The following is a 25,084-nucleotide window of genomic DNA, read 5'->3' as shown; positions in this document are numbered from 1 at the left end:
ATTGTTCGACCAATTCGATCCGACTTCGATCCTGCCGCGCCGAAGCTCACGGAGAACGTAGACGCAGGGTCCGCTGCGGACGCGACCGATCGTCAGATCAGACCGAACGTCGGGCCAGGGCGCGGCGCCGTTGGTCGGTGGCAGCGCGCGCGCGCTCGACGGCCTCGGTCTCGGTGACGTCGAGCAAGTGGTCGATCACCCGTGCAAGATGATCGCGCATCGCATTGCGTGCGTCGATCGGCGATCGCGCCTCCAGCGCACTCAGGATCCGGCCATGTTCTGCCATGCGGTTCTCGGTGCCGAGGCTGCCTGCCTTCGCCAGCACTTCGCGGGCAAGCGGCGAGCGAAACCGCATGTCCCAGAAGTCGGTGACGGCGGAGATGATGACGGCGTTACCCGTGGCCTCTGCGATCGCGATGTGAAAGCGACGGTCCGCGTCCTCCGCCACCAGCGTATCGTCCTGATCCATCTGCGCCAAAAGGCTGCGCAATTCGACCAGCTGCTGTTCGGTTATCTCGGTCGCGGCGACGGCGGCGACCTCGCCTTCGAGCATGCGGCGGGCCTCGGTGATTTCGAACGCGCCGATGTCGAGCTCTTTTTCCGAGTCGTTCGAAGAGGAGGCGAGCACGAACACGCCCGATCCCTTGCGGGCCTCGACCATGCCCTTCATCTCGAGTGCGATCATCGCCTCCCGGATGGTCGGGCGGCTGACCTGGAACCGCTCGGTCAGGTCGCGTTCGGCAGGCAGGCGCGCGCCGACCTGATACACGCCGTCGGCGATATCAGAGATGATCGCCTGCACGATCTTGCGATAGAGTTTGCCGCCGCCTTCAGTGCCTTGCATTACAGTCCTCATCGAATGCGCGCGCGGCTCGGCCGAGCGTCGACGCCGCGTCTACACCGCGTTGCGTAAAGCATCGGCGAGCCGAGTGCAGCCGAAAACCGCGCTGCGGTCCGATAAAAATGCCTTACAATCATGTTGCATGTGGCCCGACCACAATTTAAGACGTGGTTCAGGAGAGGCCGTACGACAGCGACATGTCGGCGGTACATGATGCGAGACGACCGGACCTGTCCGGAGAGGGTTGCCCAACCCGCGCTCGCAGAAAAGAGAAAAGGGGAGGCGAATGGCTCGAGCGCTCGCAATTCTGGCCTTGGCGGCCGTGCCGTTGATGGCGCAGGCATCAGTCGATGCCGGGGCCCAAGCTGCACCGACGCAGCAATCCTCCGCTAACCAGGCAAAGGCGCCGTGGCGCGATGTGACCCCGCGCGAGGGGTTGGCCGGCTGGCGTGCGACGGGCGGCAAGGCGAGCTATGCTTTCGAGAATGGCGAGCTGATCGGGCGCGCCGAGCCGGGCAAGACCAACAGCTGGCTCGTATCCGAGGCGCAGTATGGCGACTTCATCATCGAATTCGATGCGAAGACCGATCCGGCGCTCAACTCGGGCATGATGATCCGCGGTCAGAGCCGACCGGATTATCGTGACGGCGTGGTGCATGGGTATCAGGCCGAGATCGACCCGTCGTCGCGCCGCTGGAGTGCCGGGCTGTACGACGAGCAGCGCCGGCAATGGCTCTATACGCTGGGTCGTAACGAGGCGGCACGCCAGACTTTCCGCTCGGGCGACTGGAACCACTACCGTGTCGAGGCGATCGGCACGCGGCTGCGGACGTGGATCAACGGCGTGCCTGCCGCCGATGTGGTCGACGACGTCGATGCACGCGGCTTCATCGCCTTCCAGGTCCATGCGATCCCCGATGCCGAGGCCGCACGGCATCCTGAAGTGCGGTTCCGCAACGTGCGGATGATCACGGAGTCGCCGGCCCGGTTCGCGATGCCTGCGACGGCGCTTGCCGAGCAGGGGTGGCTGACCAATCGCTTGTCCGCCGGTGAGCAGCGCGCCGGTTGGAAGCTGCTGTGGGACGGCAAGACCGGTGCCGGCTGGCGTAGCGTCAAAGGCCAGAAGTTTCCGGCAACGGGCTGGTCGATGGCCGACGGTGTGTTGCGCGTCGAGGGTGGCGGTGGTGGCGGCGATATCGCGACGACCCGCGACTACCGCAATTTCGAACTGTCGATCGATTTCAAGCTGACGCCCGGCGCCAATAGCGGGATCAAGTATTTCGTCGATGCGGGCCTGCTCAAAAAGGGCGAGTCGATCGGGCTCGAATATCAGTTGCTCGACGACGAGCGGCATCCCGACGCCAAGATGGGACGCGATGGCAACCGGACGCTCGGATCGCTGTATGACCTGATCACCGCGAAAAACCTGTCCGATCCCGACAGCCCGGGCAAGCGGATCAATCCGCCGGGCTCCTGGAACCGCGCGGTGATCGTCGTCCGGGGCACGCATGTCGAGCATTGGCTGAACGGCTTCAAGATGGTCGAGTATGACCGCGGCTCCCCGGCGTTCCGGGCGCTGGTGGCACAGAGCAAATATGCCGGCGTGCCGGGTTTCGGCGAAGGCAAGCAAGGACCGATCCTGCTTCAGGATCACGGCGACCGGGTCGAGTTCCGGTCGATCAAGCTGCGCGAACTCTGAAGGGGGATGGATCGATGGACCGTCGGACGATGATCAAGGGTGCGGGTGCCACGGTGGGGCTTGGGCTCGGCATGGCGATGAGTGCGCGCAGCTATGCGCGGATCAAGGGCGCGAACGACCGGCTCAGCGTCGCGGTGATCGGCGTGAACGGGCGCGGCCAGGCGCATATGGGCGCGTTCACCAAGGTGCCGAACGTCGAGATCACGCATTTCTGCGACGTCGATTCGGCGGTGCTGGCCAAGCGTGCGGGTGAGTTCGCGGCGCGCGGCAATCCGGCGCCCAAGACCGAGGGCGATTACCGCCGCCTGTTCGACAACAAGGCGCTGGACATCATCACGATCGCGACGCCGGACCATTGGCACGCCAAGCTCGCGGTCGACGGGATGAAATCCGGGCATCACGTGTATTGCGAAAAGCCGATCGGCATCGCGCCTGCCGAAGGCGAGGCGATGATCGCCGCGCAGAAGAGCACCAAGCGCATCCTGCAGGTCGGCAACCAGCAGCGATCGAGCCCCGAGACGCGGCAGCTGCTCGCGCTCGTCCAGGCCGGCGAGCTGGGGGACGTGTACGAGGCACAGACCTGGTACGCGAACAATCGCAAGACGATCGGCAAGGGGCAGGTGACGACGCCGCCGGCCAATCTCAACTGGGACATGTGGCAGGGGCCACGGCCGCGCGCGCCGTATCGGTCGAACCTGGTCCCCTACAACTGGCACTGGTTCTGGCAATACGGGACCGGCGAACTCTGCAACAACGCGATGCACGAACTCGACGTTGCACGCTGGCTGATGGGGCTGACCTATCCCAAGACCGTGTCCGCGCAGGGCGCCAAGCGCTTCCATGCCGGCGACGACTGGGAAATGTACGATTCGCTCGCGCTGGACCTGAACTACGACAACGACCGGGTGATCCGCTGGAACGGCCAGAGCTGCAATGCAATGCTGACCTATGGGCGCGGACGCGGCGTCCTGCTGCTCGGCACCAAGGGATCCGCGGTGGTCGATCGCAACGGTTTCGAACTCTACGACCTCGCGGGCAAGTCGATCCGGCAGGTGATGGCCAAGGCGACGTCGGAAACCACCGGTACGGTCGGCGAGGGTGTCCTCGACGTCTATCACGCCGGCAATTTCGTCGACGTGATCCGCGGCCGCGCCTCCGCGCTCAATTCGCCAATCGCCGAGGGGCATATCAGCACGACGCTCTGCCATCTGGGCAACATGGCCTACCGCACCACCAGCGTGCTGATCGTCGATCCGACGACCGGCAAGCCGAGCAGCGCGGAGGCGATGAAGCTGTGGTCGGTCGCGTACGAACCGGGCTGGGAGGTCAAGGCCTGACGTGAGCATCGTCGCGCAGGTCGAGCGCTTCGTTGCGATGGGAACGCGGGTCGAGCTGCACGTGTTCGGCGGCGAATTTGCGGATGCCGTGATCGCGGCGCGGCGCGCGATCGAGGAGGTCGACGATGCGTTGACGATCCATCGACCGTCGCCGACGACCGAAGTCAACGACGCGCTTCTCGCCGGGCGCGGCGTCGCGATCGACGATCCGGTGCTGATCGAGGCGCTGATCGCGATCCAGGACGTGCATGCGCTGACCGACGGGCTGTTCGATCCCGCGATCGACCAGCGGTTCGGCAGGGCGGGGTGGGGCGATGTCGTGTTCGACGCGCGCACGGCGCAGATCGCGGCGACGCGACCGCTCGCGCTGGATTTCGGCGGCTTCGGCAAGGGGTTCGCGCTCGACCGGGCCTGCGCGGCGTTGCGCGATGCGGGCGTCGTCTCGGCGTGTCTTTCGGCCGGCGAGAGCTCGCTGGCGGTGATCGGCGAGCATCCGCTCGGAGGGGGCTGGCCGTTCGCGATACCCCATCCGTCGATCGACGGCGCGGTGCTGGTCGAGCTCGACCTCATCGACGAGGCGCTGTCGATCTCGACGACGGTGGGCGCGGGGACGCACGCGCCCGAGCGTGCGGCGATGATCCGGCCGAGCGATGGCGCGATCGTCACTGCGGCACGCTGTGCGGTGGCGGTCGATCGCAGCGGCGGCCGAGCGGAGGCGCTGAGTACGGCGCTGCTGGTCGCGGATGACGCTGGCGCGCGACGGCTGGTGGAGGGCGCGCCGACCCGCCGTTTTCTATATGATCTTTCCCAAGAGGCGGCGCCGACCGTCGACGTAGCGAGGATGCACGCGGCATGACCGACAAGGATTTCGACCTCACGCGGCGATCGTTCATCGATCGCGTGATGATGGCGACCGCTGGTGCCGGAATGGCGGCCGCGGCGCCCTGGGCCGTGTCCGCGGCGTCGGCGGCGGGTGCCGATCCTGTGAAGGCGAACCCGGTCCGGCTCGGCGTGATCGGCACCGGCGACCGTGGCCGGACACTGATCCAGAACATCAACAAGACACGCAACTGCGCGGTCGTCTCGATCTGCGATACCTATGCGCCGAACCTGGCGAAGGCACGCCAGTGGGTCGGCCCGACGACGCGCGTCTTCAGCGATCACCGCGCGATGCTCGACGCGGGCGGGATCGATGCGGTGGTGATCGCGACGCCGCTGCATCTGCACGCGCGGCACAGCTTCGACGCGTTCGATGCGGGGCTGCATGTGTGGTGCGAAAAGGCGATGGCGCGCACGATCGCGGATTGCGGCGCGATGGTGACCCGGTCGCAGGCGGCGAACAAGGTGCTCCAGATCGGCCACCAGCGGATGTTCCACCCGACCTATCTCAACGCCTTGAAGCGCGCCAAGGCCGGCGAGATCGGATCGCTGACCCAGATCCGGGCGAGCTGGCACCGCAACAATGCCTGGCGTCGCGCGGTGCCTGCCGACGCCACCGATCGCCAGATCAACTGGCGCCTGTACCGCGACAGCTCGGCGGGGTTGATGACCGAACTGGCGACGCACCAGCTTCAGGTCGGCAACTGGTTCTTCGACGCGCCGCCGACGCGGGTGATCGGCTCGGGCAGCATCTGTTTCTGGAAGGACGGCCGCGAGGTCTACGACCATGTCGCGCTGATCTACGAATATTCGGGCGGGCGGAAGTTCATCTACACCTCGCTGCTGAACAACGCGCGCTATGGCTGCGAGGAGCAGATCCAAGGCAGCAGGGGCACGATCGAGCCCGAACTCGGCCGCATCTATCAGGAGGTGCCGGCCAAGGTGCTGGCGCTGCAGCGGATGCAGAAGGATGTCGCGCGAGGTCACAAGCGCACCGTGCCGATCGGCGGCGCCACCTGGTTCCCCGAATTGCCCGTGACGACGCCGGGCGAGTCGCTCGGCTGGGGCGAATATGACGAGACGATGCTGCAGTTCGAGGGGTTCGGCGCGGCGGTGCGCGCGGGCAAGCCGCTGCCCGGCCTGCTGCGCCAAGCCTATCAGGCGAGCGTCGCCTCGCTGCTCGGCGAACAGGCGATGGACCGCGGCGAAGCGATGACCTGGCCGACGAATCTGGTTGCGATCTGACAAGGGGAATAGCTGTGACCGATACCAACCGACGCGGGGTCCTCGGACTTGGCCTGACCGCTGGCCTTGCCGCCGGGTTTGCCGCCGACGCGTTCGCGCAATCCGCCACGCGCGGCGATGCGCCCACCGAGGGTGCGGTCGCGCGTCCGGCACCGGAGGCGAAATACCGCCTGCCGTTCGCGGTGATCGGGATGGACCACAACCACATCTATGGCATCACCGATGCGATCATCCGCGGCGGCGGCGTGCTCACGACCTTCTACGCGACCGATCCGAAACAGATCGCGATGTTCAGGAAGCGCTACGGCGACGTGAAGCTCGCGCGATCCGAGCAGGAGATCCTCGACGACCGAACGATCAAGCTGGTGTGCAGCGCGGCGATCCCCAGCCTGCGCGCGCCGCTGGGCATCCGGGTCATGCGTGCGGGCAAGGATTATCTCAGCGACAAGGCGGCGGTGACGACGCTGAAGCAGCTTGCCGACGTCCGCCGCGCGATCAAGGAGACCGGGCGCAAATACGGGATCATGTATTCCGAACGGCTCGAAGTGCCTGCCGCGGTGATGGCGGGGCAACTTGTCCATGACGGCGCGATCGGGCGGGTGATCCAGACCGTGAACCTCGCACCGCACCGGCTGTCCGCCGCGAGCCGTCCCGACTGGTTCTGGGACCCGGCGCAGAACGGCGGTATCCTGACCGATGTCGGCAGTCACCAGGCCGACCAGTTCGTCTACCTGACGGGCAGCAAGCGCGCGCAGGTGCTCGCATCGCAGACGGGGAACTTCGGCAATCCCGCGCATCCCAAGTTCGAGGATTTCGGCGACATGATGCTGAGCGGCGACGGCGGTTCGGGCTATGTCCGCGTCGACTGGTTCACGCCCGACGGCCTGCCGACCTGGGGCGACGGCCGACTCTTCATCCTCGGCACCGAGGGCTATATCGAGCTTCGCAAATATGTGGACATCGCCGGGCGGCCGGGCGGCAACCACCTGCTGATCGCCGACAAGAAGGGGACGCGCTATCTCGACTGTTCGAAGGTGCCGTTGCCGTTCGGGCCGCAGTTCGTGACGGATCTCGTCGAACACACGTCGGTCGCGCAGGATCAGGAGGGTGCGCTGCTCGCGGCCGAACTCGTGCTGACTGCCGAGGCACGCGCGACCCCCGCAAGACGATGAACCGGTGGAGGGGCGGATCGGCACGCGCGCGGCGGTCCGCCGCGTCGCTGTCGTCGATCGGTTTCGGCCTCGCGCTGGCCTCGCTGGCGTCGGTGGCGCAGGGACGGGCCGGGGTCGGGGTCGGGGTCGGTCAGGATCACGTATCGCTCAGCCAATATGTCGACCCACTGCTCGGCACGGGCGACGACGACCAGGGCGACACGATCCCCGGTCCGACGCTGCCCGCCGGATCGATCCACCCGAGCCCGAACACGATCACGTCGACGACGAGCAATGCGGGCTATGACCGCGACGCACCGCTGAGCGGGTTTGCGCAACTCCATACGCAAGGGTCTGGCGGCACGCCGAGTTACGGCACGTTTCTCGTCTCGCCCCAGACCGGCACGTTGCAGACGCTGGAAGCCGATCATCTCTCGCCAAAGCGGAACGAGCATGCGGCGGCCGACGGCTATTCGGTGACCCTGACGCGCTATGGCACCGACGTGGAGATTGCCCCGGCACACCATGCCGCGCTGTACCGGTTCACTTTTCCCCGCTCCGGCTCCCGGTCCGACGATGCACACCTGCTGTTCGACGTCACCCGCAAGATCATGGGCCAAATGGGGAGCGCGGGGTCCGACGTGACGCTGTTTCCCGACAAAGGGAAGATCGTCGGCCGGGTCCGCACCAAGAACTACTGGTCGCCCGCGCAGGTCGATATCTGGTTCGTCGCAAAGGTCGATGCGAAGCCGACCGCGTGGGGCATCGAGCGATCGAACGTACGGCAGGCGGGCGCGACCAGCGGCAGCGCCCCCGCCGACCAGCCGCTGCGCGCCTGGTGGACGTTCGGCAGCACCGATCGCAAACCCATCGAGATGAAGATCGCGGTCTCCTTCGCCAGCGCGCAGCGTGCAGAGGAGTTGCTCGAGCAGGACATACCCGGCTGGGATCTGGCCGGTGTCCGGATGGCGGCGGCCAAGGCCTGGAACGACGCCCTGGCACGCATCACGATCGAGGGCGTCGGCAAGGCAGATCGCCGCCGGTTCTACACGTCGTTGTATCACAGTACGATCCAGCCCCGCGATCGATCGCAGGACCAGGTGGAAAGCGAGCGGACGTCGCCGCTCTATGACGATCACTACACATTATGGGATACGTACCACACGCTCTATCCCCTGATGTCGATCGTCCGGCCCAAGACCTATGCGGGCGTGATCGGATCGTTCATCCGGACATGGGAACGCTACGGCGCGGCCGATACCGCGTTCATTTCCGGCCGCAATTTTCATATCGGGCAGGCGGGCGACGAGGTCGACAACGTGATCGGCGAAGGCTTCCTGCGCGGCGTGGCTGGGGTCGACTGGACGAAAGCCGCCGATGTCGCCCTGTTCAACGCGTTCGAACGGCGCCGGCCACGGTATCTTATCGACGGCTATTTCGCGGTCGACGATCGCAGTCCCGAAGGAACGCCGCAGCGGTCGCGCTCGGGTTCGGCCACCACGGGCATGGCGCTCAACGACTATTACGCGGCAAGGCTGGCGGCGGGCACGGGCCGTCCGGACGAGGCGGCGGTGTTGGCGAAGCGGGCGGGCAACTGGCGTGACGTCTGGGACGCGAATGCCGTGAGCGACGGATATACCGGCTTTGTCGGTCCTCGTTTTGCCGACGGGCGTTTCCAACCCAACGATCCCAAGCTGGGCTGGGATGGAAAGACGCACGACAATTTCGGCTTCTACGAAGGCACGGGGTGGATTTATTCCTACGCGCCGGTCCACGACGTGCCTGGGATGGTCGCGATCATGGGAGGGCGAGCGGCCTTCACCCGGCGACTGCAGCACGCCTTCGATGCCAAGCTGATCGATTTCACCAACGAGCCGTCCTTCTCAACGCCGTGGCTCTTCAGCGACGTCGGTCGGCCGGACCTGGCGAGCTATTATGCCGATGTGGTCTTCAGGCGGTTTACCGCGAACGCCTATCCCGGCGACGAGGACAGTGGCGCGATGAGTTCGCATTATGTCTTCAACCGCATCGGGCTGTTCCCGAAGCTTGGCAGCGATCTCTATTATCTTCACGCGCCGCACCAGCCGCGCACCCGGATCACGCTCGAGAACGGGCGGACCTTCACCATCGTCGCGCGCGGGCAGGGGGCGGGTACGCGTTACATCCGCGCGGCGAGGCTGAACGGACAGCGGCTCGACGCACCGTTCCTGACACAGGCCGCGATCACCCAGGGCGGCATGCTGGAACTCGAGCTGGGTCGCACACCAAACCAATGGGGACGCTCCGCTTCGGTCCTGCCGTAATACGCCGGGATCGTGTGCCCGGCCCCGGCCCCGGCCCCGGCCCCGTCAGCGGCGACGACGTGTGCCGGACTGCGGCACGGTGGTCGGTTCACCGGGGACCACAGTCTTGGGTGCAGCGCTGAGCCGGCGGATCAGATCGGTCTCCGCCTTGCGATACGGCGTGCCATCGGCGCGGAAGACCTCGTGGAACCAGATCGTCGGTTCCTCCATCACATACGGCTTTTTCCAGCTGTCCCAAGGCAGGCGGGTCTGCGTTTTCCCGTCGACGAACCCCCAGTTCATCATGGCGACATTGTAGCGCTTGGCGATCGGCAGCGAGCCGTCGAACGTCGATCCGTTGCCGCGGGCCATATATTCGGTGCACAGGATCGGCCGGTTGTACGGCAAGAGCTGACGTACGCGCGCCTCGAACGTTTCGGGCCAGCTGTAATCGTGGAACGTGATGACGTCGGACTGGCCGAGCTGCAGCTTCTCCATCGGCGACAGCTTGCCACCGGTCGGGGTCCAGTCGTCATGCTGCCACACGCCCGAGGTCAGCGGCTGCGACGGGTCGGCGTCGCGTGCCCAGTCGAACGCCTGCGCCAGCAGCGCCCGGACCAGCGGTTCCTTGCCCTCCTGGCCCTTATATTGGTCGGCGCCGTTGTCGGGTTCGTTCCAGACGTCCCAGCCCAGGATGCGGTCGTCCTTGGCGAACGCGCCGACGATCCCCTGCACATACGCCTTGTACGCGGGATAGCGGCTCCGGTCGCGCAACCCCGGCAGGCCCGGACCCTGCACCCAGCCCGAATTGTGCACGCCGGGGATCGGCGGATGCTGTGGCCCGAGCTTTGGATCGGGATCCCAGCAGCTGTCGAACAGCACGAACAGCGGACGGATGCCGTGCGCGCGCGCCATCGTCAGGAATTCGTCGACGCGGCGCTTGAAACCTTCGGGATCCTGGACCCAGAGCTGGTCGTGGAGGAACACGCGCATCGTGTTCATCCCGATACCCTGGGCGAGCCCCAGTTCGTAGTCGATCCGCTTGGGATCCCACGTCGTCGCCTGCCACATTTCGAGCTGGTTGATCGCGGAAGCGGGGGTGTAGTTCGCACCCACCAGCCACGGTTGCTTGGCGTACCAGGCGGTGGCCTGCGCCTCGGTCCAGCGCGGACGGGCATCGGCGGTGCCGGCGGTGAGTGCACTCGTCGCCGCGAGCGCGGCCAGCAGTAAGTTTTTCATGCCTTCTCCCGTGTCAGCGCTGCTCGGGCAGCGTCGTATGATGCCGCTCGTGTCGGCCGCTTACGTCGAACACTGCAGGTCCTGACCGCTTAGGTCTACACGCGCTTCACCGTCATCGGAATGGCTAGTTTGGAGCAGGGGCAGTCCGGTCGCGCAGGGCATGCACCACGGCGACGGCGAACTGGCCGCCGTTGCCACGCTCAACCCGCGCACCTGCCCGTCAGTATCGCACGCTGATCGTCCCCATCACCGAGCGTGGGGCGCCGTAATAGCCGCCGTCGAAGTTGGTTGCGGTCAGGTATTTGGTGTTGGTGACGTTCCGCAGGTTTACCGCGGCCGAGATGTTGGGGGTGATGCTGTACGCCGCCAATAGGTCGAGCAACGCGTAATTGCCCTGCCGGCCCAGCCCGCTCGGCGAGATGATGCGGCTCTGGTACTGCGCGGCGGCGCCCAGCTTGAGTGCGGGCAACATCGGCAGCGTATAGCTGAGGTTCAGCCGCCCGGTGTTGCGCGCGACATAGCGGCGGACCGGATTGCCCTCGGGATCCTCGATCCGCATCACCGTGTAGCCGCCGGTCATCTGCAGACCCGGTGCGATCTGACCGCCGACATCGATCTCGACGCCTTCAGACTGCGCGTCGATCCCGACATAATAGGTGCGGGTGACGTTGTTCTCGACGACGATGCCCGCCGCCTCGGCAGTGTTGTCCTGCCGCGTCCTGAACAGCGCGACCGTCGCGTTCAGCCGGCCGGCGAACCAGTCGCCCTTGATCCCCAGTTCGAGGTTTTCGCCCTCGATCGGATCGATGATGCGCCGGTTGAAGTCGAGCAGCTGGTTCTGCGGATTGAAGATCGTCGCATAGCTGCCGTAGACGCTGAGGTTGCGCGTAATGTCGACCGTCGCGCCTGCGAACGGCAGGAAGCGGGTGGCATCGAAATCGGTGTTCGTGCCGTAGGAGAAGCCCGTGCTCTTGGCGTGGGTCACGTTGCCGCCGAACATCACCTTCACCGCGTCGCCGGGGTTGAAGCGAATGAGGCCGTAAGCGGTCTCGCGCGTGGTGTGCGTGTTCTGGCTCGAGATCGGATCGCTTGAGAATTCGGTCGGGAAGTTGGGCAGCGGGAAATTGCCCGCGAACAGGTCGGGGTAAGGCAGGTACGTGCCGATCGTGCTGTCGTCGTAGCTCGACTGCTGGATATATTCCTGCGCGCTGCGGTTCACGCCGATGTTGATCTCGTGCTCGCGGCCGAGGAACGTCACGGGGCCGGCGATATAGGCTTCCATCGTCAGGTTGCGGGTGGTCGCGCGGAACTTGCCGGGGTAGCTCTGGATGCCGACCTGAAGCCCGGTTGCTGGATCGATGCCGATGCCGTCCGCGTCGTTCCGCAGCGGGTTGCCATAGACGTAGAACAGCGTGTTGTTCTCGTCGGTTGCGCGACGGATGGCGCTGGCGCGGGCGACCCAGCCGTTGCCGAAGCGGTGCGTGATGTCGCCGAAGATCTGGCGATCGATGACGTTCCAGCTCGACCAGTCGGGCGCGACGTTCGACGAACGGGCGAAGTCCAGCGGCGTGCCGTCGCTATAGGTGATCGGGATCGCGCCCCACATCGCGCCGCGGCTCTTGTGATCCTGATGGCCGTAACCTGCGCTGACGGTCGTGTTGGTGCCGAGATCCGCCTCGACGATGCCGTAGCCGACCCAGCGGCGCAGGCCGTAGCGGTCGAGATAGCTGTCGCCGTCCTGATACGCGCCAACTGCGCGCGCGCGGATGCTGCCGTCCTTGGTGATCGGCACGCTCACATCGGCCTCGCCGCGATATTGATCGAACGAGCCATATTGCCCGCTCGCGCGCACCTGAAGGCCCTTGGTCGGACGCTTGCGAATGAAGTTGACCACTGCCGACGGGTTGCCGGTCGAGGACAGCAGGCCGGGCGCGCCACGGACCACTTCGATATGGTCATAGAAGGCGGTGTCGATCGAGCCGGTCTGGATGCCGAACGCGAACGGCACGCCGATGCCGTCGACCTGGAACGTCTGGATGTCGAAGCCGCGCGCGGAGAAATATACGCGGTCGGTCTCGCCGGCCTGCACGTTCACCCCGGGAACCGTGGCAAGCAGCGTATTGACGTCGTTGAGCTGGAAATCCTCGATCTGCGCGCGCGTGACGACGCTGACCGACTGTGGCGTCTCCCGAAGTGTCAGGTTGAGCCGCGTCGCGGTCGTCTGCCCGGGGATCGTGTAATCGCTGCTGCCCTCGGTCCGTGCGCCGGTGACGACGATCTCTTCAGTCGATTGGCCCGCCTGGAGTAGGGGCTCGGTCCCGACATCGGGCTTATTTACGGGCTCGGCATCGAGAGTGGCCGCGGTCATCAGAACGGCGAGCAAGGCAGTCATTCGTTTCCCCCAGGTAGCGCTTGCGGCCTATTGGAACGTATAAAAACCTAATGCAAGTCGTTATCAATAAGATTGCGCGGTTTGCTTGATGGCGGTGCACGTCGATCATGCGGCCGCTTTCGACGCGTTTCGTGCTCGCGCCATCCAAGCGATCATACCGGTTGCCGGCGATCTCCCACGATAGAACCAGGGCCGTGTCACGCCGGTGAAACGTATCTGGCATAGCGACTGGCGGTGAACTCGTGGTCCCCGTCGTCAAAACTCTGCCCGGCCAAGCGCCCGGCCAAGCTATTGACGATCATGCCGGGCATCGCTGCGTTCTGCGTGTATTTTGCGATGTACGGGTTTCGCAAGCCAATCGCCGCGGCGGGGTTCGACGGCGTGCCCGCCGTATTCGCCGGGCTCGACTACAAGACGGCGCTGATCCTGTCGCAGGCGGTCGGCTATGCGCTGTCGAAGATGATCGGGGTGCATGTCGTGTCGGTCCACCGGCCGGAGCATCGCACGCGCCTGATCCTGTTGCTGATCGGCGCGGCGTGGGCGGCGTTGTTGATGCTGGCGCTGTTGCCTGCCCGGTTTGGCCCGCTGGCGATGCTGCTCAACGGCTTGCCGCTCGGGATGATCTGGGGGCTGGTGTTCAGCTATCTGGAGGGGCGGCGCAACTCGGAGGTGCTGGCGTCGATCCTGACCGCAAGCTTCATCCTGTCGTCGGGCGCGACGCGATCGGTCGGGAGCCTGTTGCTGGTGCACGGCGTCGGCGCGTTCTGGATGCCGGCACTGACCGGGCTGATCTTCACGCCGCTGCTGCTCGCCGGCATGGCGGCGCTTGCCCGATCTCCACCGCCGGACGTCGCGGACTCGAAGGCGAGAGGCGTTCGCGGTCCGATGGATGCGATGGCACGGCGCGCCTATCTGAAGCGGCACTGGGTGCCGGTGACCGCGCTGGTCGCGGGTTACACGATGTTGGCGGCACTTCGCGACCTGCGCGACAATTTCGCGCCCGAACTGTGGATCGCGCTCGATCACCCGGCGACGCCTGCGCTGTACGTCGCGACGGAGGTACCCGTGGCGGTGATCGTGCTGCTCGGCCTGGCGATGCTTGGGCTGGTGCGCGACAACCGGTATGCGGTGGTCACGATCCACGGCGTCATCATGGCGGGCGCCGTGATCCTTGGCGGATCGATGCTGGCGTTGCGCGCAGGGACGATAGGGCCGGTGACCGGCATGATCCTGACCGGCATCGGTATCTACCTCGCTTATGCCCCGTTCAGCGCGATCCTGTTCGACCGCATCATGGCCGCGAGTCCGTCGCCTGGCACCGCGGGATTCCTGATCTATTTAGCGGATGCGTTCGGCTATTCGGGCAGCATCGCTCTGTTGCTCATGCGGAGCACGACCGCGCCCGGGCGGGACTGGCTCGGGTTGTTCCTAGATGCAGGCGTGCTGACCGGCGCCGCGTTGCTGGTGCTGACCTCCGTCTCGGCGTTCTGGTTCGTCCGACATCCGCCGACGCGGTGAGGGCGCTCAGACGGTGTGGAGCCGGACGCCGGCGCGGGTGGCGGCATCGGCGATCACCGGTGGCGCGGGCAGGTCGGTGACGAGGTCATGGACCTGCGCGAAGTCGGCGACATGGACGGTGCCGGCGCGGTCGAACTTCGCCGCGTCGGCGACGACGATCACCCGGCGCGCGCCATCGAGCAGCGCGCGTTTATACGCAGCTTCGTCGGGTTCGAAATCCATGAAGCCGCGCTTGGCCTCGATCGCGCCCATCGACAGGATCGTCGCGTCGGGCGAGAAGCCGCGCGAATACCGGATCGCCTCCGCGTCGAACGTCGCCCGGTAATCGACGTTGACCGCCCCGCCGGCCAGGAAGACGCGGATCCCGTCGCGACCGAGCATGTCGCCTGCCACCTCCAGGTTGTTCGTGACGATCGTCAGTCGTCGCCGATCGGCGAGCGCGCGTGCGACCCAGCACGAGGTGGTGCCCGAATCGATCAGCACGGTCATCCCGTCCTCGATCAGCGTTGCGGCACGGCGCGCGATCGCCTGCTTTGCATCCGCCTGGGCCTGCATTCGCAGCCGGTACGGCGCCTCCAGGCGATTGTCGGGAAGCTTGACCCCGCCATGCACTTTGTACGCGCGACCGCTCGCCTCGAGTTGGCGCACGTCGCGCCGGATCGTCTCGTCCGACACCGCGAAGTGATCGGCGAGCATCGTGATCGAACACGATCCTCGCGCTTCGAGCAACGCGACCAGACTGGCGATACGATCCGACTGCGTCACTAAAGCTTCTCCTGTCGCGCCTGTTTCTCTGCATCTCCCATCCGGCACAAGCCACAAAATGCCAATCATATCCACATAATGTCACAGCCATGTCACACCGCGCTTGCAAGGGCATCGGCACGGGATGCCCGGCGAATTTCGGACCGCGGCAGGGGAAGACGACATGACCAAGTGGATGATGGGGGCTGCGATCCTCGCGATCGTGGCATCGACGAACGCGCATGCGCAGACGATGGAAACGCCGGCCTCGGCGCCGGCCAACGTGCCGACCGCGGCGCCGACGGGCGAGGCGGAGCCGCCGCGCAGTGACGAGATCGTCGTGACGGGGCAATCCACGGCCTTTGCGAACACGCGGGTGACCGCGCCGATGATCGAGCGCCAGTCCGCGCTGTCCAGCGTCAACGACGTCATCAGCGAACTGCCAGGCGTGTTCGTCGGCGAGGGCGATGCGTTCGGGTCGTCCGACTGGGCGACCTCGATCAGCATCCGCGGCTTCAACAGCGGCGGTGGCGGCGGCCAGCAGATCGGCTCGACGATCGACGGCCTGCCGAACGGCGGCTCGGGCTATGGCGGCGGATCGCGCGCCAACCGGTATATCGACGTTCTCGACCTGAAGACCGTCAACGTGTCGCAAGGGACCGCCGACATCTCGTCGCGCTCGAACGAGGCGCTCGGCGCGACGCTGGATTACGTGACCTCCGATCCGACCGCGGACAGCCGGTTGCGCTTCACCGCGGCGGGCGGTGACTTCGGCGCGCGCAAATTCTACGTGCGCGGCGATACCGGCACGATCGCACCGAATACGACCGCCTATGTCAGCGCGTCGACCTCGCGCGTCCGCGACTGGATCGGCGGATCGGGCAAGACCAGCCGTGACCATTTGGACGCCAAGGTGCTCAGTCGTGTCGGTACGGTCGATCTGACCGGCTTCGTGTCGTACGACGATGCGGACGAGTCCGAGTTCGGATCGGTATCCCCCGCGCAGTTCGCGAACGACCCGAACCACGATGCCTATACCGACAATTGGACTGGTTTGCCGTATGTCGACCAGGCCTATCGCTCGACGTCGCGCGCGCTGCGGAAGAACCTGTTCGGGTATCTGAAGGCGCGTACCGAAATCGGCGAAGTGAAGTTGCAGGTGGCGGGCTATTACCACCGGATGCGCGGCCGCGGCGATTTCGCGCCGCCCTATCTGGTCGATGTCCGCGATGACGGCACCGGCAATCCGGAAAGCGAATATGTCGGCGGCCCGACGGTGCGCGGCAGCGACGCGCTCGGCAAGATCTACTTCGTCACGCCGACCGGGGCGGCTGCGGCGATGACCGCGGGCTGCGTCGGCACCAGCGGCGTACCCGCGGAATACTCGCCCGCCTGCTACGCGGCCAACGCGACGCCGGTCATGTCGTACCGTCACACCCACTACAAGAACGACCGCATGGGCTTTACCAGCGACGTCGACTGGCAGCATGATTTCGGCGTTGTGCAGAACCAGTTCCGCGCCGGATTCTGGTTCGAGCACAGCCGCGCCAACCAGCTTCGCGACTGGCACAAGGTGACCAACGCGCGGGTCGGACCGGCGTTCGACGGTACGCCCTATTACGTGCAGTTCAGCACCGACTACGGGCTCGACGAAGTAATGTATTATGCCGAGGACGCGGTGACCTATGGCCCGCTCACCGCACGCCTCGGCGTCAAGCAGTTCTTCCTCGACCAGAGCCGTACCGAACTGCTCGGCAATCTGAGCGCGACGTCGATCCAGTCGCATTCCGATCCGCTGATCAACGCCGGCCTGACCTACGTCACGCCGCTCCAGGGGATGGAGCTGTTCGCCGGCTATTCGCAGAATTTCGCGGCGATCGGCAACGGCCCGCTCGGCCAGCCGCCCGAGGCGATCCGCAACCTGCGGCCGGAAACCGCGAACAACATCGAGATCGGCGCACGCTACAATACCGGGCGAATCCAGGCCTCGCTGACCGGCTACGACATCAAGTTCAAGAACCAGATCGTCTCGATCTCGTCGAACCTCGTCACCGGGATCGACTATCTCGAACAGCAGGACAGCGTCTATCTGAACGTCGGCGGGGTGAAGAGCCGCGGTATCGAGGCGGCGCTCGCCTACCGCGTGCTGCCGCCGCTCACTCTGTCGGGTAGCTTCACCTACAACCACGCGACTTATATCGGCACCGGCGACGCCGCACAGGATGCCGATGTCGGCGTGACGCCCGGCCAGCAGGTTATCAACTCGCCGCGTACGATGTGGGTGGTGTCGGCGGACTATAAGAAGTCGTTCTTTAAGGCCGGCATCGCCACCAAGTTCGTCGGCGACCGCAACATCGATACGCAGGGCAAGGCGCAGGCCGGCAGCTTCACGCTGGTGAGCGGCTATGTCGGCGCCGATCTTGAAGCGGTGAGCGAGCAGCTCAAGGGTGTGTCGTTCACGGTGCAGGCGACCAATCTGACCGACGAACGCTATCTGTCGAGCGCCGATGGCGGCTCGGCGTTCCTCGGCACGCCGCGGACCGTGACCGCGTCGCTGTCGCTCGACTTCTGATGCGGAGAGGGGGCGCTCGACTTCTGATCCGAAATAGGCATGGTCCGCGTGCGTTTGCGGACCATGTTCTTCACCTGTGGGTTGCCCGATGACCGAACTCTCTCGCCGTACGCTGCTCGGTGCCGGCCTTGCCGGGGCGGCGCTGTCCGCGTTTCCCGCGGCGATCGCGCGGGCGGCGGCGATCGCGCCCGACGTGAAGACGGGCTCGATCATGGATGTCGAGCACGTCGTCATCCTGATGCAGGAAAATCGCGGCTTCGATCATTATTTCGGGTCGCTGCGCGGCGTTCGCGGGTTTGCCGACCGCTTGCCGATACCCGTTCCCGCGGAGTCCGATGCGACGAAGCCTGCACCGGTCTGGTATCAGCGCGACCGGACGGCCCTGGGTGGCGCGCGCACCGTGTCGCCGTTCCATCTTGCGACGCGCACGAATTTCGACCTGATGCGGATGGAAGGCACGCCGCATAGCTGGCCCGATGCGCAGCGCGGCTGGGACGAAGGGCGGATGGCGCACTGGCCCGAGGCGAAGAGCCAGCGCGCGATGGGCTATTACCGGCGCGAGGACATTCCGTTCCAGTTCGCGCTCGCCGAGGCGTTCACGGTGTGCGACGCGTATCATTGCTCGGTCCAGACCGGCACCAACACCAACCGGCTGTTCCTGTGGAGCGGGACCAACGATCCCGGCGGCACGCTGGGCGGTCCCGCGATCGGCAATTCGCACGACAGCTTCGTCGAGGATGGCGGCAACCCCGAACCGTACCGCTGGACGACGGTGGTCGAGCGATTGCAGGCCAAGGGCGTCGACTGGCGCATCTACCAGGACATGGCGGATAATTTCACCGACAACCCGCTGGTCGGCTTCGCCGCGTTCCGCGATGCGCACCGGGGTGGCGGGGACCCGGCGTTGCGCGGGCGCGCGTTGACGACCCGGGGACTCGACGTATTGCGCGCCGACGTGCTTGCCGGGCGATTGCCGCAGGTGTCCTACGTCATCGCCACCGCGAAAGGCTCCGAGCATCCCGGCCCGTCGAGCCCGGCGCAAGGGGCCGCCTATACCGCCGAGGTGCTCGATGCGCTGACCGCGGACCCGAAGGTCTGGGCGCGGACCGCGTTCCTGGTCATGTTCGACGAGAATGACGGTTTCTTCGATCACGTCCCGCCACCGGCGCCGCCGTCGCACGCGGCAGACGGCACGGTCCTCGGCGGCTCGACCGCCGATCTCGCCGGCAGCTATCACGTTCACCCGAGCAAGGGCGACGCGGCGCTCGATCTCCCGGCGTATCGCGGGCGGGCGTACGGGCTGGGCCCGCGCGTGCCGATGTACGTCGTGTCGCCGTGGAGCCGCGGCGGGTGGGTCAATTCGCAGGTATTCGATCACACCTCGGTGATCCGCTTCCTCGAACGCCGCTTCGACTTCCACGAACCCAACATCGCGCCCTGGCGCCGCGCGGTCTGCGGCGACCTAACCTCCGCGTTCGACTTCACCGCCGCCGACCCTGCGCCGTTCGCCGCCATGCCCGATCCGCGTATCGACGCCGTGCGGGCTGCCGCGATCCCCAAGCAGGTAAGCCCGCAGGCGCCGGCTGGTTCATCACCTCCATGGCAGGAACCCGGGATCCGCCGATCCCGTCCGCTACCGTATGCGTTGACCGTCGGCGAGACGATCGCCGATGGCGCGATCACGCTTCGCTTCGCGGCAGACGGCACGCAGGCCGCCGTGTTCCACGTCTATGATCGGACCAATCTGACCCAGACGCCGCGCCGCTTCACGGTCGAGCCCGGACGCGCATTGGATGGGCGCTGGCCGTTCGATCACGAAGGCCGCTACGATCTCTGGGTGCTCGGTCCGAACGGGTTTCACCGACATTTCATGGGGCACAGGGACGACCCGGCGCTATTGTCCGGGCTAGTCTGGCGCGCGACCACGACCGAGATGGCATTGCTCCTTCCCGCTGGGCACCGCACGCACGAGCTGATCGCGCGGACCGAACGCATTGGCGCGACGACCTTGGTGACGCCGCTGACTGAAGCACAGCGTAGCTGGCCGCTGGGCAAGAGCCATGGGTGGTACGACATCACGGTCGTTGCAGCGAAAGTCCCGAACTATCTGCGGCGGGTATCAGGGCGTATCGACGCCCCCGGCCGATTGACGTGCAGCGACCCGTTCGGGACGTTTCAGCCGATCTGACTCTCGTCATTCCGTAGCACCTGAGGGGCTGGAACGCGGCGAACCGAGCGCAACACTATGCGCGCACTATGCGATCGGCCGGGATCGATCTCGAAGCGCTATGCCCCACCCCGTAATTATCGGGGGCGGGCAGGACGCTCGCGATACGAAAGGCACGTAGGCGAAATGTCGTCTGAACCCATATCGGAGCCCGATCCTACCGGGCTCGTCATCTATGTCGGCCAGGATCGCGCAGGCCATTGGCTGGTCCAGGACAGCAGGCGTAACCTCGAAGGCCGCTTCATCTCGTACGGTGCCGCGATGCGCTATGCGCAGGCCGAGCGGGACATCTACCATGCGAGCGTCGAGATCGCCAATGTGCCGCTCACGCCGCTCGTGTCCTTTGCTCCGGTGGGTCGCGACGAGCGTGCGCTGCCGCGGGCGGCCTGACGGAGGGATGGAAATGAACGTACATGCTCTTCCCGTCCGGTTGCGCACGGCGGTCGGCGGAGCCACGTCAACGTGCCCGTTCCGGCACGTGTCGAAGGCCGCCGCCCATGACCCGCGCTGGCCCCGGATCGAGGCTGCCTTGGCGGCGCTGCGGACGAATGGCCGGCACGCGGTGCGCATCGTCGATGCCGAATGTGGTGCCGGGACGCTGTTGTTGCAGGCCTTGGCGGAGGCGAGGCGGCTCGGTTTTACCGCGATCGAGGGGCGCGGCATCGACCGATCGCCGCTGTTGATCGGGCGGGCGCGGGCAGCGGCGCACCGCGTCATCGACTTGGCGATCGGCGTCGACTTCGCGGTGGCGGACATGGTCGCGGCCTTGCGCGACGAGCAGGACCTGCCGGCCGATATCGTGATCTGCCACGACCGCGCGCGCGACCGTCGTCCGGAGGCAGCGTGTGCCGTCCTAAACGCCGGGCGGATCGTGGTCGCCGACGATGCGGCATGCCATGTTCGAGGAATTGCGGCATGACCCGGCGCGATATGCTCTGGCGCGGGATCGGCCTGGTGCTGGCCGTCGGAGCCTGCGGTGTGGCCGCGGCGATGAACGGGTCGGCGCAGGCGATGCTCGTGTTTCCGATCGCGCTGCTCGGCCTGACGCTGATGATCAACGGCAAGCGCGTGGCGGTGGTGCTGCGCGCCGAACGTCATGGTCACGGGCATACCGCGCAAGCGATCCACGCCGTGCGACTCCGTCGTACCCGCCGGCGGGCCGACCCGCCGCATTCCCGATAACCGGACACCGAACACTCATGACCTATTTCAGTCCGCGGGACGGCGTCCTGTGCGCCGAAGCCGTGCCGCTGCCCGCCATCGCCGAAGCGGTGGGGACACCCGTCCACGTCTATTCCGCCGCCGCGCTGCGCGATGCGGCGCAGCGATTCAAATTGGCGCTGTCGATCCTGCCACGCGTCCGCGTCGCGTTTGCCGTCAAGGCGAACCCGAATGGCGCGGTGCTGCATTTGCTGGCCGGGTCCGGCTTCGGCGCCGACATCGTCTCCGGGGGTGAGATGCGGCGCGCGCTCGACGCGGGGATCGCGGCATCGGACATCGTCTTTTCGGGCGTCGGCAAGACCGATCGCGAACTCGCCGACGCGCTCGCCGCCGGCGTCGGTCAGTTCAACCTCGAACTGGAGGAGGAGGGACAGGTGCTCGCCGCGCTGGCCCAGGCGCAGGGCAGGCGGGCGACGGCGGTGCTGCGCGTCAATCCCGATGTCGATGGCGGCACGCATGCCAAGATCTCGACAGGGCGGCGCGGCAACAAGTTCGGGGTGCCGATCGCCGACGTGCCCGCGATGTACGATCGACTGTCGCGCCTTGAGGGTCTCGACCTGGTCGGGGTCGCGGTGCACATCGGCAGCCAGCTGCGCGATCTCGCGCCGCTGGAGGAGGCCTATGATCGGATCGGCCGCTTAGTGGCGGACTTGCGCGGGCGGGGCCATGTCGTCGGCCGCGTCGATCTCGGCGGCGGTCTCGGCATCCCCTACCGCGCCGACGACGTCGTTCCGACGCTCGACGCCTATGCCGCGATGGTCGCGCGGGTCACGCGCGACTGGGACGTCGAACTCACGTTCGAGCCGGGGCGGGTGGTCGCAGGGCTCGCCGGCGTGCTGCTGACGCGGGTGATCTGGGTGAAGCCGGGCGCCGACCATCCGTTCGTGATCGTCGATGCGGCGATGAACGACCTCGCGCGGCCGGCGCTGTACGATGCCTTTCACCGGTTCGAAGCCGTTTCGCCGGACGGCGAGCGGATGGTCGCCACCATCGCCGGCCCGGTCTGCGAGAGCGGCGACGTGTTCGCAGTCGCGCGCGACATCGACCGTGTCCGCCGCGGCGACCTCGCGGTGCTGCACGCCACCGGTGCGTATGGCGCGGCGATGGCGTCGACCTATAATTGCCGCGCGCTCAGCCCGCAGGTTCTGGTCGATGGCGACCGGTTCGAGATCGTCGCCGATCGCTATCTGCCTGAGGAGTTCGCGGCGTAGGCAAGGGTCAGGTGAGGTACGCGTGGACGATCTCGACCAGCTCCTCGGCTGCGACCGTACGCGGATCGTCCCGCGCGGTCGCGGGATCGATCATGTGCTCGCGGATATGATCCTCGATCACCTCGGCGATGAACCCGTCGAGCGCGCCGCGACACGAGGTCGCCTGTTGCAGCACCCGCGCGCATTCGCGGTCTTCCTCGATCGCGCGCTCGAGTGCCTCGATCTGGCCTTTCAGCCGCTTGAGCCGGTTGAGCAGCTTCTTCTTCTCTTTTTCGACATGACTCATGGCCGACGCGCACTACCCTCTTGATCTATACCCCCCTAGGGTATAGCGGGCGCTCGTCGCGACGCCAAGGGCGCCCGGCAGGTGGCGCAATCGCGGCACCGGTAACGAACAGGACGCACATGAAACCCCGATCTACCCCCTTGTCCGGCGATGGCGACAGTAGAGGCTCTGCCCTGCTGACGATCACGGCTGGACGTCCCGGGTTCGGGCACGCCGTTCACAAATCGCGAGTGCGATCCGGCTGAGCGTCTGTCCCGGACTCGCCCCACGAGCCCGGAAGAGACGCCTGATGACCAATGTAGTTTTCCGCACGATCCAGCATGATCGCGCTATCCACGCCGCGCTGGCCGCCGCGCCGCTTCACCGTGGCCGCATCCTGCGAGGATGGGCGGCGCGCGGATCCCGTGCCGTGGCCGAGCGCTCGGCATGACGCGCGCCTGTCACGCGGCGACGCTAGCGCGTCCCGTCGGCGGGGAGGAATGGCATGGCGACTGATACGGTAGCGACTGCCGGCCGAGTCCGCTCGTTCTCGCGCATCCTCCGCCTGACGCAGCCCAACCGCGCCGACCTCATCGCCTTGGTGCTGCTGATCGGTGTCGCCGCGCTACTGGTCCGCGGCGCCGAAGGCGTGGCCGAGCCGCTGTCGCGCCTGCGGGTCGAGCCGGTCACGCTCGATCCGCGCTATCTGCCCTATTATGCGTTGCGCACGGTGATCCGGATGTTCGCAGCACTCGCGGCGAGCCTGGTCTTCACGCTGGTCGTCGCGACGCTGGCCGCGCGCAGCCGCCGCGCGGGGCAGATCATCGTGCCGATGCTCGACATCCTGCAATCGGTGCCGATCCTCGGCTTCCTGACCTTTACCGTCACTGCCTTCATGGGGCTGTTCCCCGGCCAGATCCTGGGCGTGGAGCTGGCGGCGGTGTTCGCGATCTTCACCAGCCAGGCGTGGAACATGGCGTTCAGCTTCTATCAGTCGCTGCGCTCGGTGCCGTCCGACCTGGACGAGGTGACCCGCGGTTTCGCCTTGTCGCCGGTGCGCCGCTTCCTCCGGCTCGATCTGCCGTTCGCGACTCCGTCGCTGGTCTGGAACGCGATGATGTCGATGTCGGGCGGCTGGTTCTTCGTGGTTGCGTCCGAAGCGATCACGGTCGGCAACACGACCGTGACCCTGCCCGGGGTCGGCTCATGGCTGGCGCTCGCGATCGCCCGCAAGGATTTCAGCGCGATCGGTCTGGCGGTGGTCGCGATGGGGATCGTCATCCTGCTGTACGACCAGCTGGTCTTCCGGCCGGTGGTCGCCTGGGCGGACCGCTTCCGGTTCGAACAGACCGCCAGCACAGAGCGGCCACAGTCCTGGGCCTACGACCTGTTCCGCCGCACGCGCCTGTTGCCCGTGCTGTTCGCGCCGGTCACCGCGCTCGGCCGGCTCCTGCTGACGCTCGACCGGGGCAGGGCGCGCCCGCGTGAGCGCCGCGTCCACGAACCGAGCATCGTGCTGGAACGGCTGTGGCAGGCGTTGGTCCTGGTATCGGTGGTCGCCGCGCTCTGGCTCGCGGGACGCTATGTCTTCGCGACGCTGCGGCTCAGCGATGCGGTCGCGGTGTTCGGGCTGGCCTGTATCACGATGCTACGGGTCGTCGTGCTGATCGCACTCGCCAGCCTCGTCTGGGTGCCGATCGGCGTCTGGATCGGCCTCAACCCCAAATGGGCGGAGCGCCTGCAACCCGTCGCGCAGTTCCTCGCGGCGTTCCCTGCCAACGTCCTGTTCCCGTTCGCGGTGATCGGAATCGTCCACTGGCGGTTGTCGCCTGACATCTGGCTGTCGCCGCTGATGATCCTGGGGACGCAGTGGTACATCCTGTTCAACGTCATCGCCGGTGCCAGCGCGATCCCGACCGACCTGCGCGAGGCGGCGGGGATGTTCGGCGTTCGCGGCTGGCAATGGTGGCGACAGGTCGCGCTGCCCGGCGTGTTTCCCTATTACGTCACCGGCGCGCTGACCGCATCGGGCGGATCGTGGAACGCCAGCATCGTCGCCGAAGCGGTCTCGTGGGGGACGCAGAAGGTCGAGGCGCACGGGCTCGGCACGTTCATCGCCAAGGCGACCGAGGCCGGCGACTATCCCCGCGTCGCGCTCGGCATCGCGGTGATGTCGATGTTCGTGATCGCCTTCAACCGGCTCGTCTGGCGTCCGATGTACGCCTTTGCCGAACGCCGTCTCCGGCTCGCCTGATGTCGAA

The 25,084-nt window shown here is 66.4% G+C and carries 20 protein-coding genes; 15 read left to right on the top strand and 5 right to left on the bottom strand.

Going from position 1 to position 25,084, the window contains the following annotated elements; translation table 11 throughout:
* Positions 1 to 97: 97 nt before the first annotated feature.
* Positions 98 to 844: a FadR/GntR family transcriptional regulator gene (locus H8S47_RS13280; protein WP_187504323.1), complete on the bottom strand. Its 747-nt coding sequence runs from the start codon at positions 842 to 844 to the stop codon at positions 98 to 100.
* Between the two features lie 283 nt (positions 845 to 1,127).
* On the opposite strand from H8S47_RS13280, the gene H8S47_RS13275 reads away from it, so the two are divergent.
* The 6 genes from H8S47_RS13275 to H8S47_RS13250 are packed head-to-tail and all read left to right on the top strand — an operon-like array spanning position 1,128 to position 9,455.
* Positions 1,128 to 2,540 carry a 3-keto-disaccharide hydrolase gene (locus H8S47_RS13275; RefSeq protein ID WP_235982877.1) on the top strand — a complete coding sequence of 471 codons (1,413 nt, stop codon included), beginning with the start codon at positions 1,128 to 1,130 and terminating at the stop codon, positions 2,538 to 2,540.
* Between the two features lie 14 nt (positions 2,541 to 2,554).
* Positions 2,555 to 3,877 (top strand): Gfo/Idh/MocA family protein, encoded by a 1,323-nt coding sequence (locus H8S47_RS13270; protein ID WP_187504322.1) that lies wholly within the window; start codon positions 2,555 to 2,557, stop codon positions 3,875 to 3,877.
* Position 3,878: 1 nt separating this feature from the next.
* Complete coding sequence (locus H8S47_RS13265) at positions 3,879 to 4,733, top strand: FAD:protein FMN transferase (protein WP_187504321.1); 855 nt, start codon at positions 3,879 to 3,881, stop codon at positions 4,731 to 4,733.
* A complete protein-coding gene (locus tag H8S47_RS13260; protein WP_187504320.1) occupies positions 4,730 to 6,001 on the top strand; it encodes a Gfo/Idh/MocA family protein in 1,272 nt (423 codons plus the stop codon). The genes H8S47_RS13265 and H8S47_RS13260 overlap by 4 nt, the downstream gene beginning before the upstream one ends.
* A 14-nt stretch (positions 6,002 to 6,015) precedes the next feature.
* The gene (locus H8S47_RS13255; RefSeq protein WP_187504319.1) at positions 6,016 to 7,173 is read left to right on the top strand and encodes a Gfo/Idh/MocA family protein; all 1,158 of its coding nucleotides are present in this window, start codon (positions 6,016 to 6,018) and stop codon (positions 7,171 to 7,173) included.
* Positions 7,170 to 9,455: a GH92 family glycosyl hydrolase gene (locus H8S47_RS13250; RefSeq protein WP_187504318.1), complete on the top strand. Its 2,286-nt coding sequence runs from the start codon at positions 7,170 to 7,172 to the stop codon at positions 9,453 to 9,455. The genes H8S47_RS13255 and H8S47_RS13250 overlap by 4 nt, the downstream gene beginning before the upstream one ends.
* Before the next feature lie 45 nt (positions 9,456 to 9,500).
* On the opposite strand, the gene H8S47_RS13245 is transcribed toward H8S47_RS13250, so the two are convergent.
* Positions 9,501 to 10,673, bottom strand: a complete 1,173-nt coding sequence (locus H8S47_RS13245) for a cellulase family glycosylhydrolase (protein ID WP_187504317.1) — start codon at positions 10,671 to 10,673, stop codon at positions 9,501 to 9,503.
* Positions 10,674 to 10,893: 220 nt separating this feature from the next.
* Positions 10,894 to 13,041 carry a TonB-dependent siderophore receptor gene (locus H8S47_RS13240; RefSeq protein ID WP_187504316.1) on the bottom strand — a complete coding sequence of 716 codons (2,148 nt, stop codon included), beginning with the start codon at positions 13,039 to 13,041 and terminating at the stop codon, positions 10,894 to 10,896.
* Between the two features lie 258 nt (positions 13,042 to 13,299).
* Here H8S47_RS13240 and H8S47_RS13235 point away from each other — a divergent pair, with 258 nt between their 5' ends.
* The gene (locus H8S47_RS13235) at positions 13,300 to 14,583 is read left to right on the top strand and encodes a DUF5690 family protein (protein ID WP_214655075.1); all 1,284 of its coding nucleotides are present in this window, start codon (positions 13,300 to 13,302) and stop codon (positions 14,581 to 14,583) included.
* A 6-nt stretch (positions 14,584 to 14,589) separates the two neighbouring features.
* On the opposite strand, the gene H8S47_RS13230 is transcribed toward H8S47_RS13235, so the two are convergent.
* Positions 14,590 to 15,348, bottom strand: coding sequence for a DeoR/GlpR family DNA-binding transcription regulator (locus H8S47_RS13230; RefSeq protein WP_328805541.1), 759 nt, complete (start codon positions 15,346 to 15,348; stop codon positions 14,590 to 14,592).
* Between the two features lie 124 nt (positions 15,349 to 15,472).
* Here H8S47_RS13230 and H8S47_RS13225 point away from each other — a divergent pair, with 124 nt between their 5' ends.
* The 6 genes from H8S47_RS13225 to lysA all read left to right on the top strand — a co-directional run bounded on the left by H8S47_RS13225 (position 15,473) and on the right by lysA (position 22,558).
* A complete protein-coding gene (locus H8S47_RS13225; protein ID WP_214655074.1) occupies positions 15,473 to 17,899 on the top strand; it encodes a TonB-dependent receptor domain-containing protein in 2,427 nt (808 codons plus the stop codon).
* Positions 17,900 to 17,987: 88 nt separating this feature from the next.
* Positions 17,988 to 20,087: a phosphocholine-specific phospholipase C gene (locus tag H8S47_RS13220; RefSeq protein WP_187504314.1), complete on the top strand. Its 2,100-nt coding sequence runs from the start codon at positions 17,988 to 17,990 to the stop codon at positions 20,085 to 20,087.
* 165 nt (positions 20,088 to 20,252) lie between these two features.
* Positions 20,253 to 20,516 (top strand): hypothetical protein, encoded by a 264-nt coding sequence (locus tag H8S47_RS13215; protein WP_187504313.1) that lies wholly within the window; start codon positions 20,253 to 20,255, stop codon positions 20,514 to 20,516.
* An 88-nt stretch (positions 20,517 to 20,604) separates the two neighbouring features.
* Positions 20,605 to 21,045, top strand: coding sequence for a methyltransferase domain-containing protein (locus H8S47_RS13210; RefSeq protein ID WP_187504312.1), 441 nt, complete (start codon positions 20,605 to 20,607; stop codon positions 21,043 to 21,045).
* On the top strand, positions 21,042 to 21,308 hold the full coding sequence (locus H8S47_RS13205) for a hypothetical protein (RefSeq protein WP_187504311.1): 267 nt from the start codon (positions 21,042 to 21,044) through the stop codon (positions 21,306 to 21,308). Before H8S47_RS13210 ends, H8S47_RS13205 begins: the two co-directional genes overlap by 4 nt.
* A gap of 17 nt (positions 21,309 to 21,325) precedes the next feature.
* Positions 21,326 to 22,558 (top strand): diaminopimelate decarboxylase, encoded by a 1,233-nt coding sequence (gene lysA / locus H8S47_RS13200; protein WP_187504310.1) that lies wholly within the window; start codon positions 21,326 to 21,328, stop codon positions 22,556 to 22,558.
* A gap of 7 nt (positions 22,559 to 22,565) precedes the next feature.
* On the opposite strand, the gene H8S47_RS13195 is transcribed toward lysA, so the two are convergent.
* Positions 22,566 to 22,844, bottom strand: a complete 279-nt coding sequence (locus tag H8S47_RS13195; RefSeq protein ID WP_132734421.1) for a metal/formaldehyde-sensitive transcriptional repressor — start codon at positions 22,842 to 22,844, stop codon at positions 22,566 to 22,568.
* Positions 22,845 to 23,133: 289 nt separating this feature from the next.
* Between H8S47_RS13195 and H8S47_RS13190 the strand changes: the two genes are divergently transcribed.
* Positions 23,134 to 23,274 (top strand): hypothetical protein, encoded by a 141-nt coding sequence (locus H8S47_RS13190; protein ID WP_187504309.1) that lies wholly within the window; start codon positions 23,134 to 23,136, stop codon positions 23,272 to 23,274.
* Between the two features lie 54 nt (positions 23,275 to 23,328).
* Positions 23,329 to 25,077, top strand: coding sequence for an ABC transporter permease (locus H8S47_RS13185; protein WP_187504308.1), 1,749 nt, complete (start codon positions 23,329 to 23,331; stop codon positions 25,075 to 25,077).
* Positions 25,078 to 25,084 lie beyond the last annotated feature (7 nt).

It is taken from the genome of Sphingomonas albertensis, from assembly GCF_014358075.1.
GTDB classification, from domain to species: domain Bacteria; phylum Pseudomonadota; class Alphaproteobacteria; order Sphingomonadales; family Sphingomonadaceae; genus Sphingomonas; species Sphingomonas albertensis.
The sequence above is the reverse complement of the archived record's forward strand: the minus strand, read 5'-3'. Positions and strand labels throughout refer to the sequence as shown.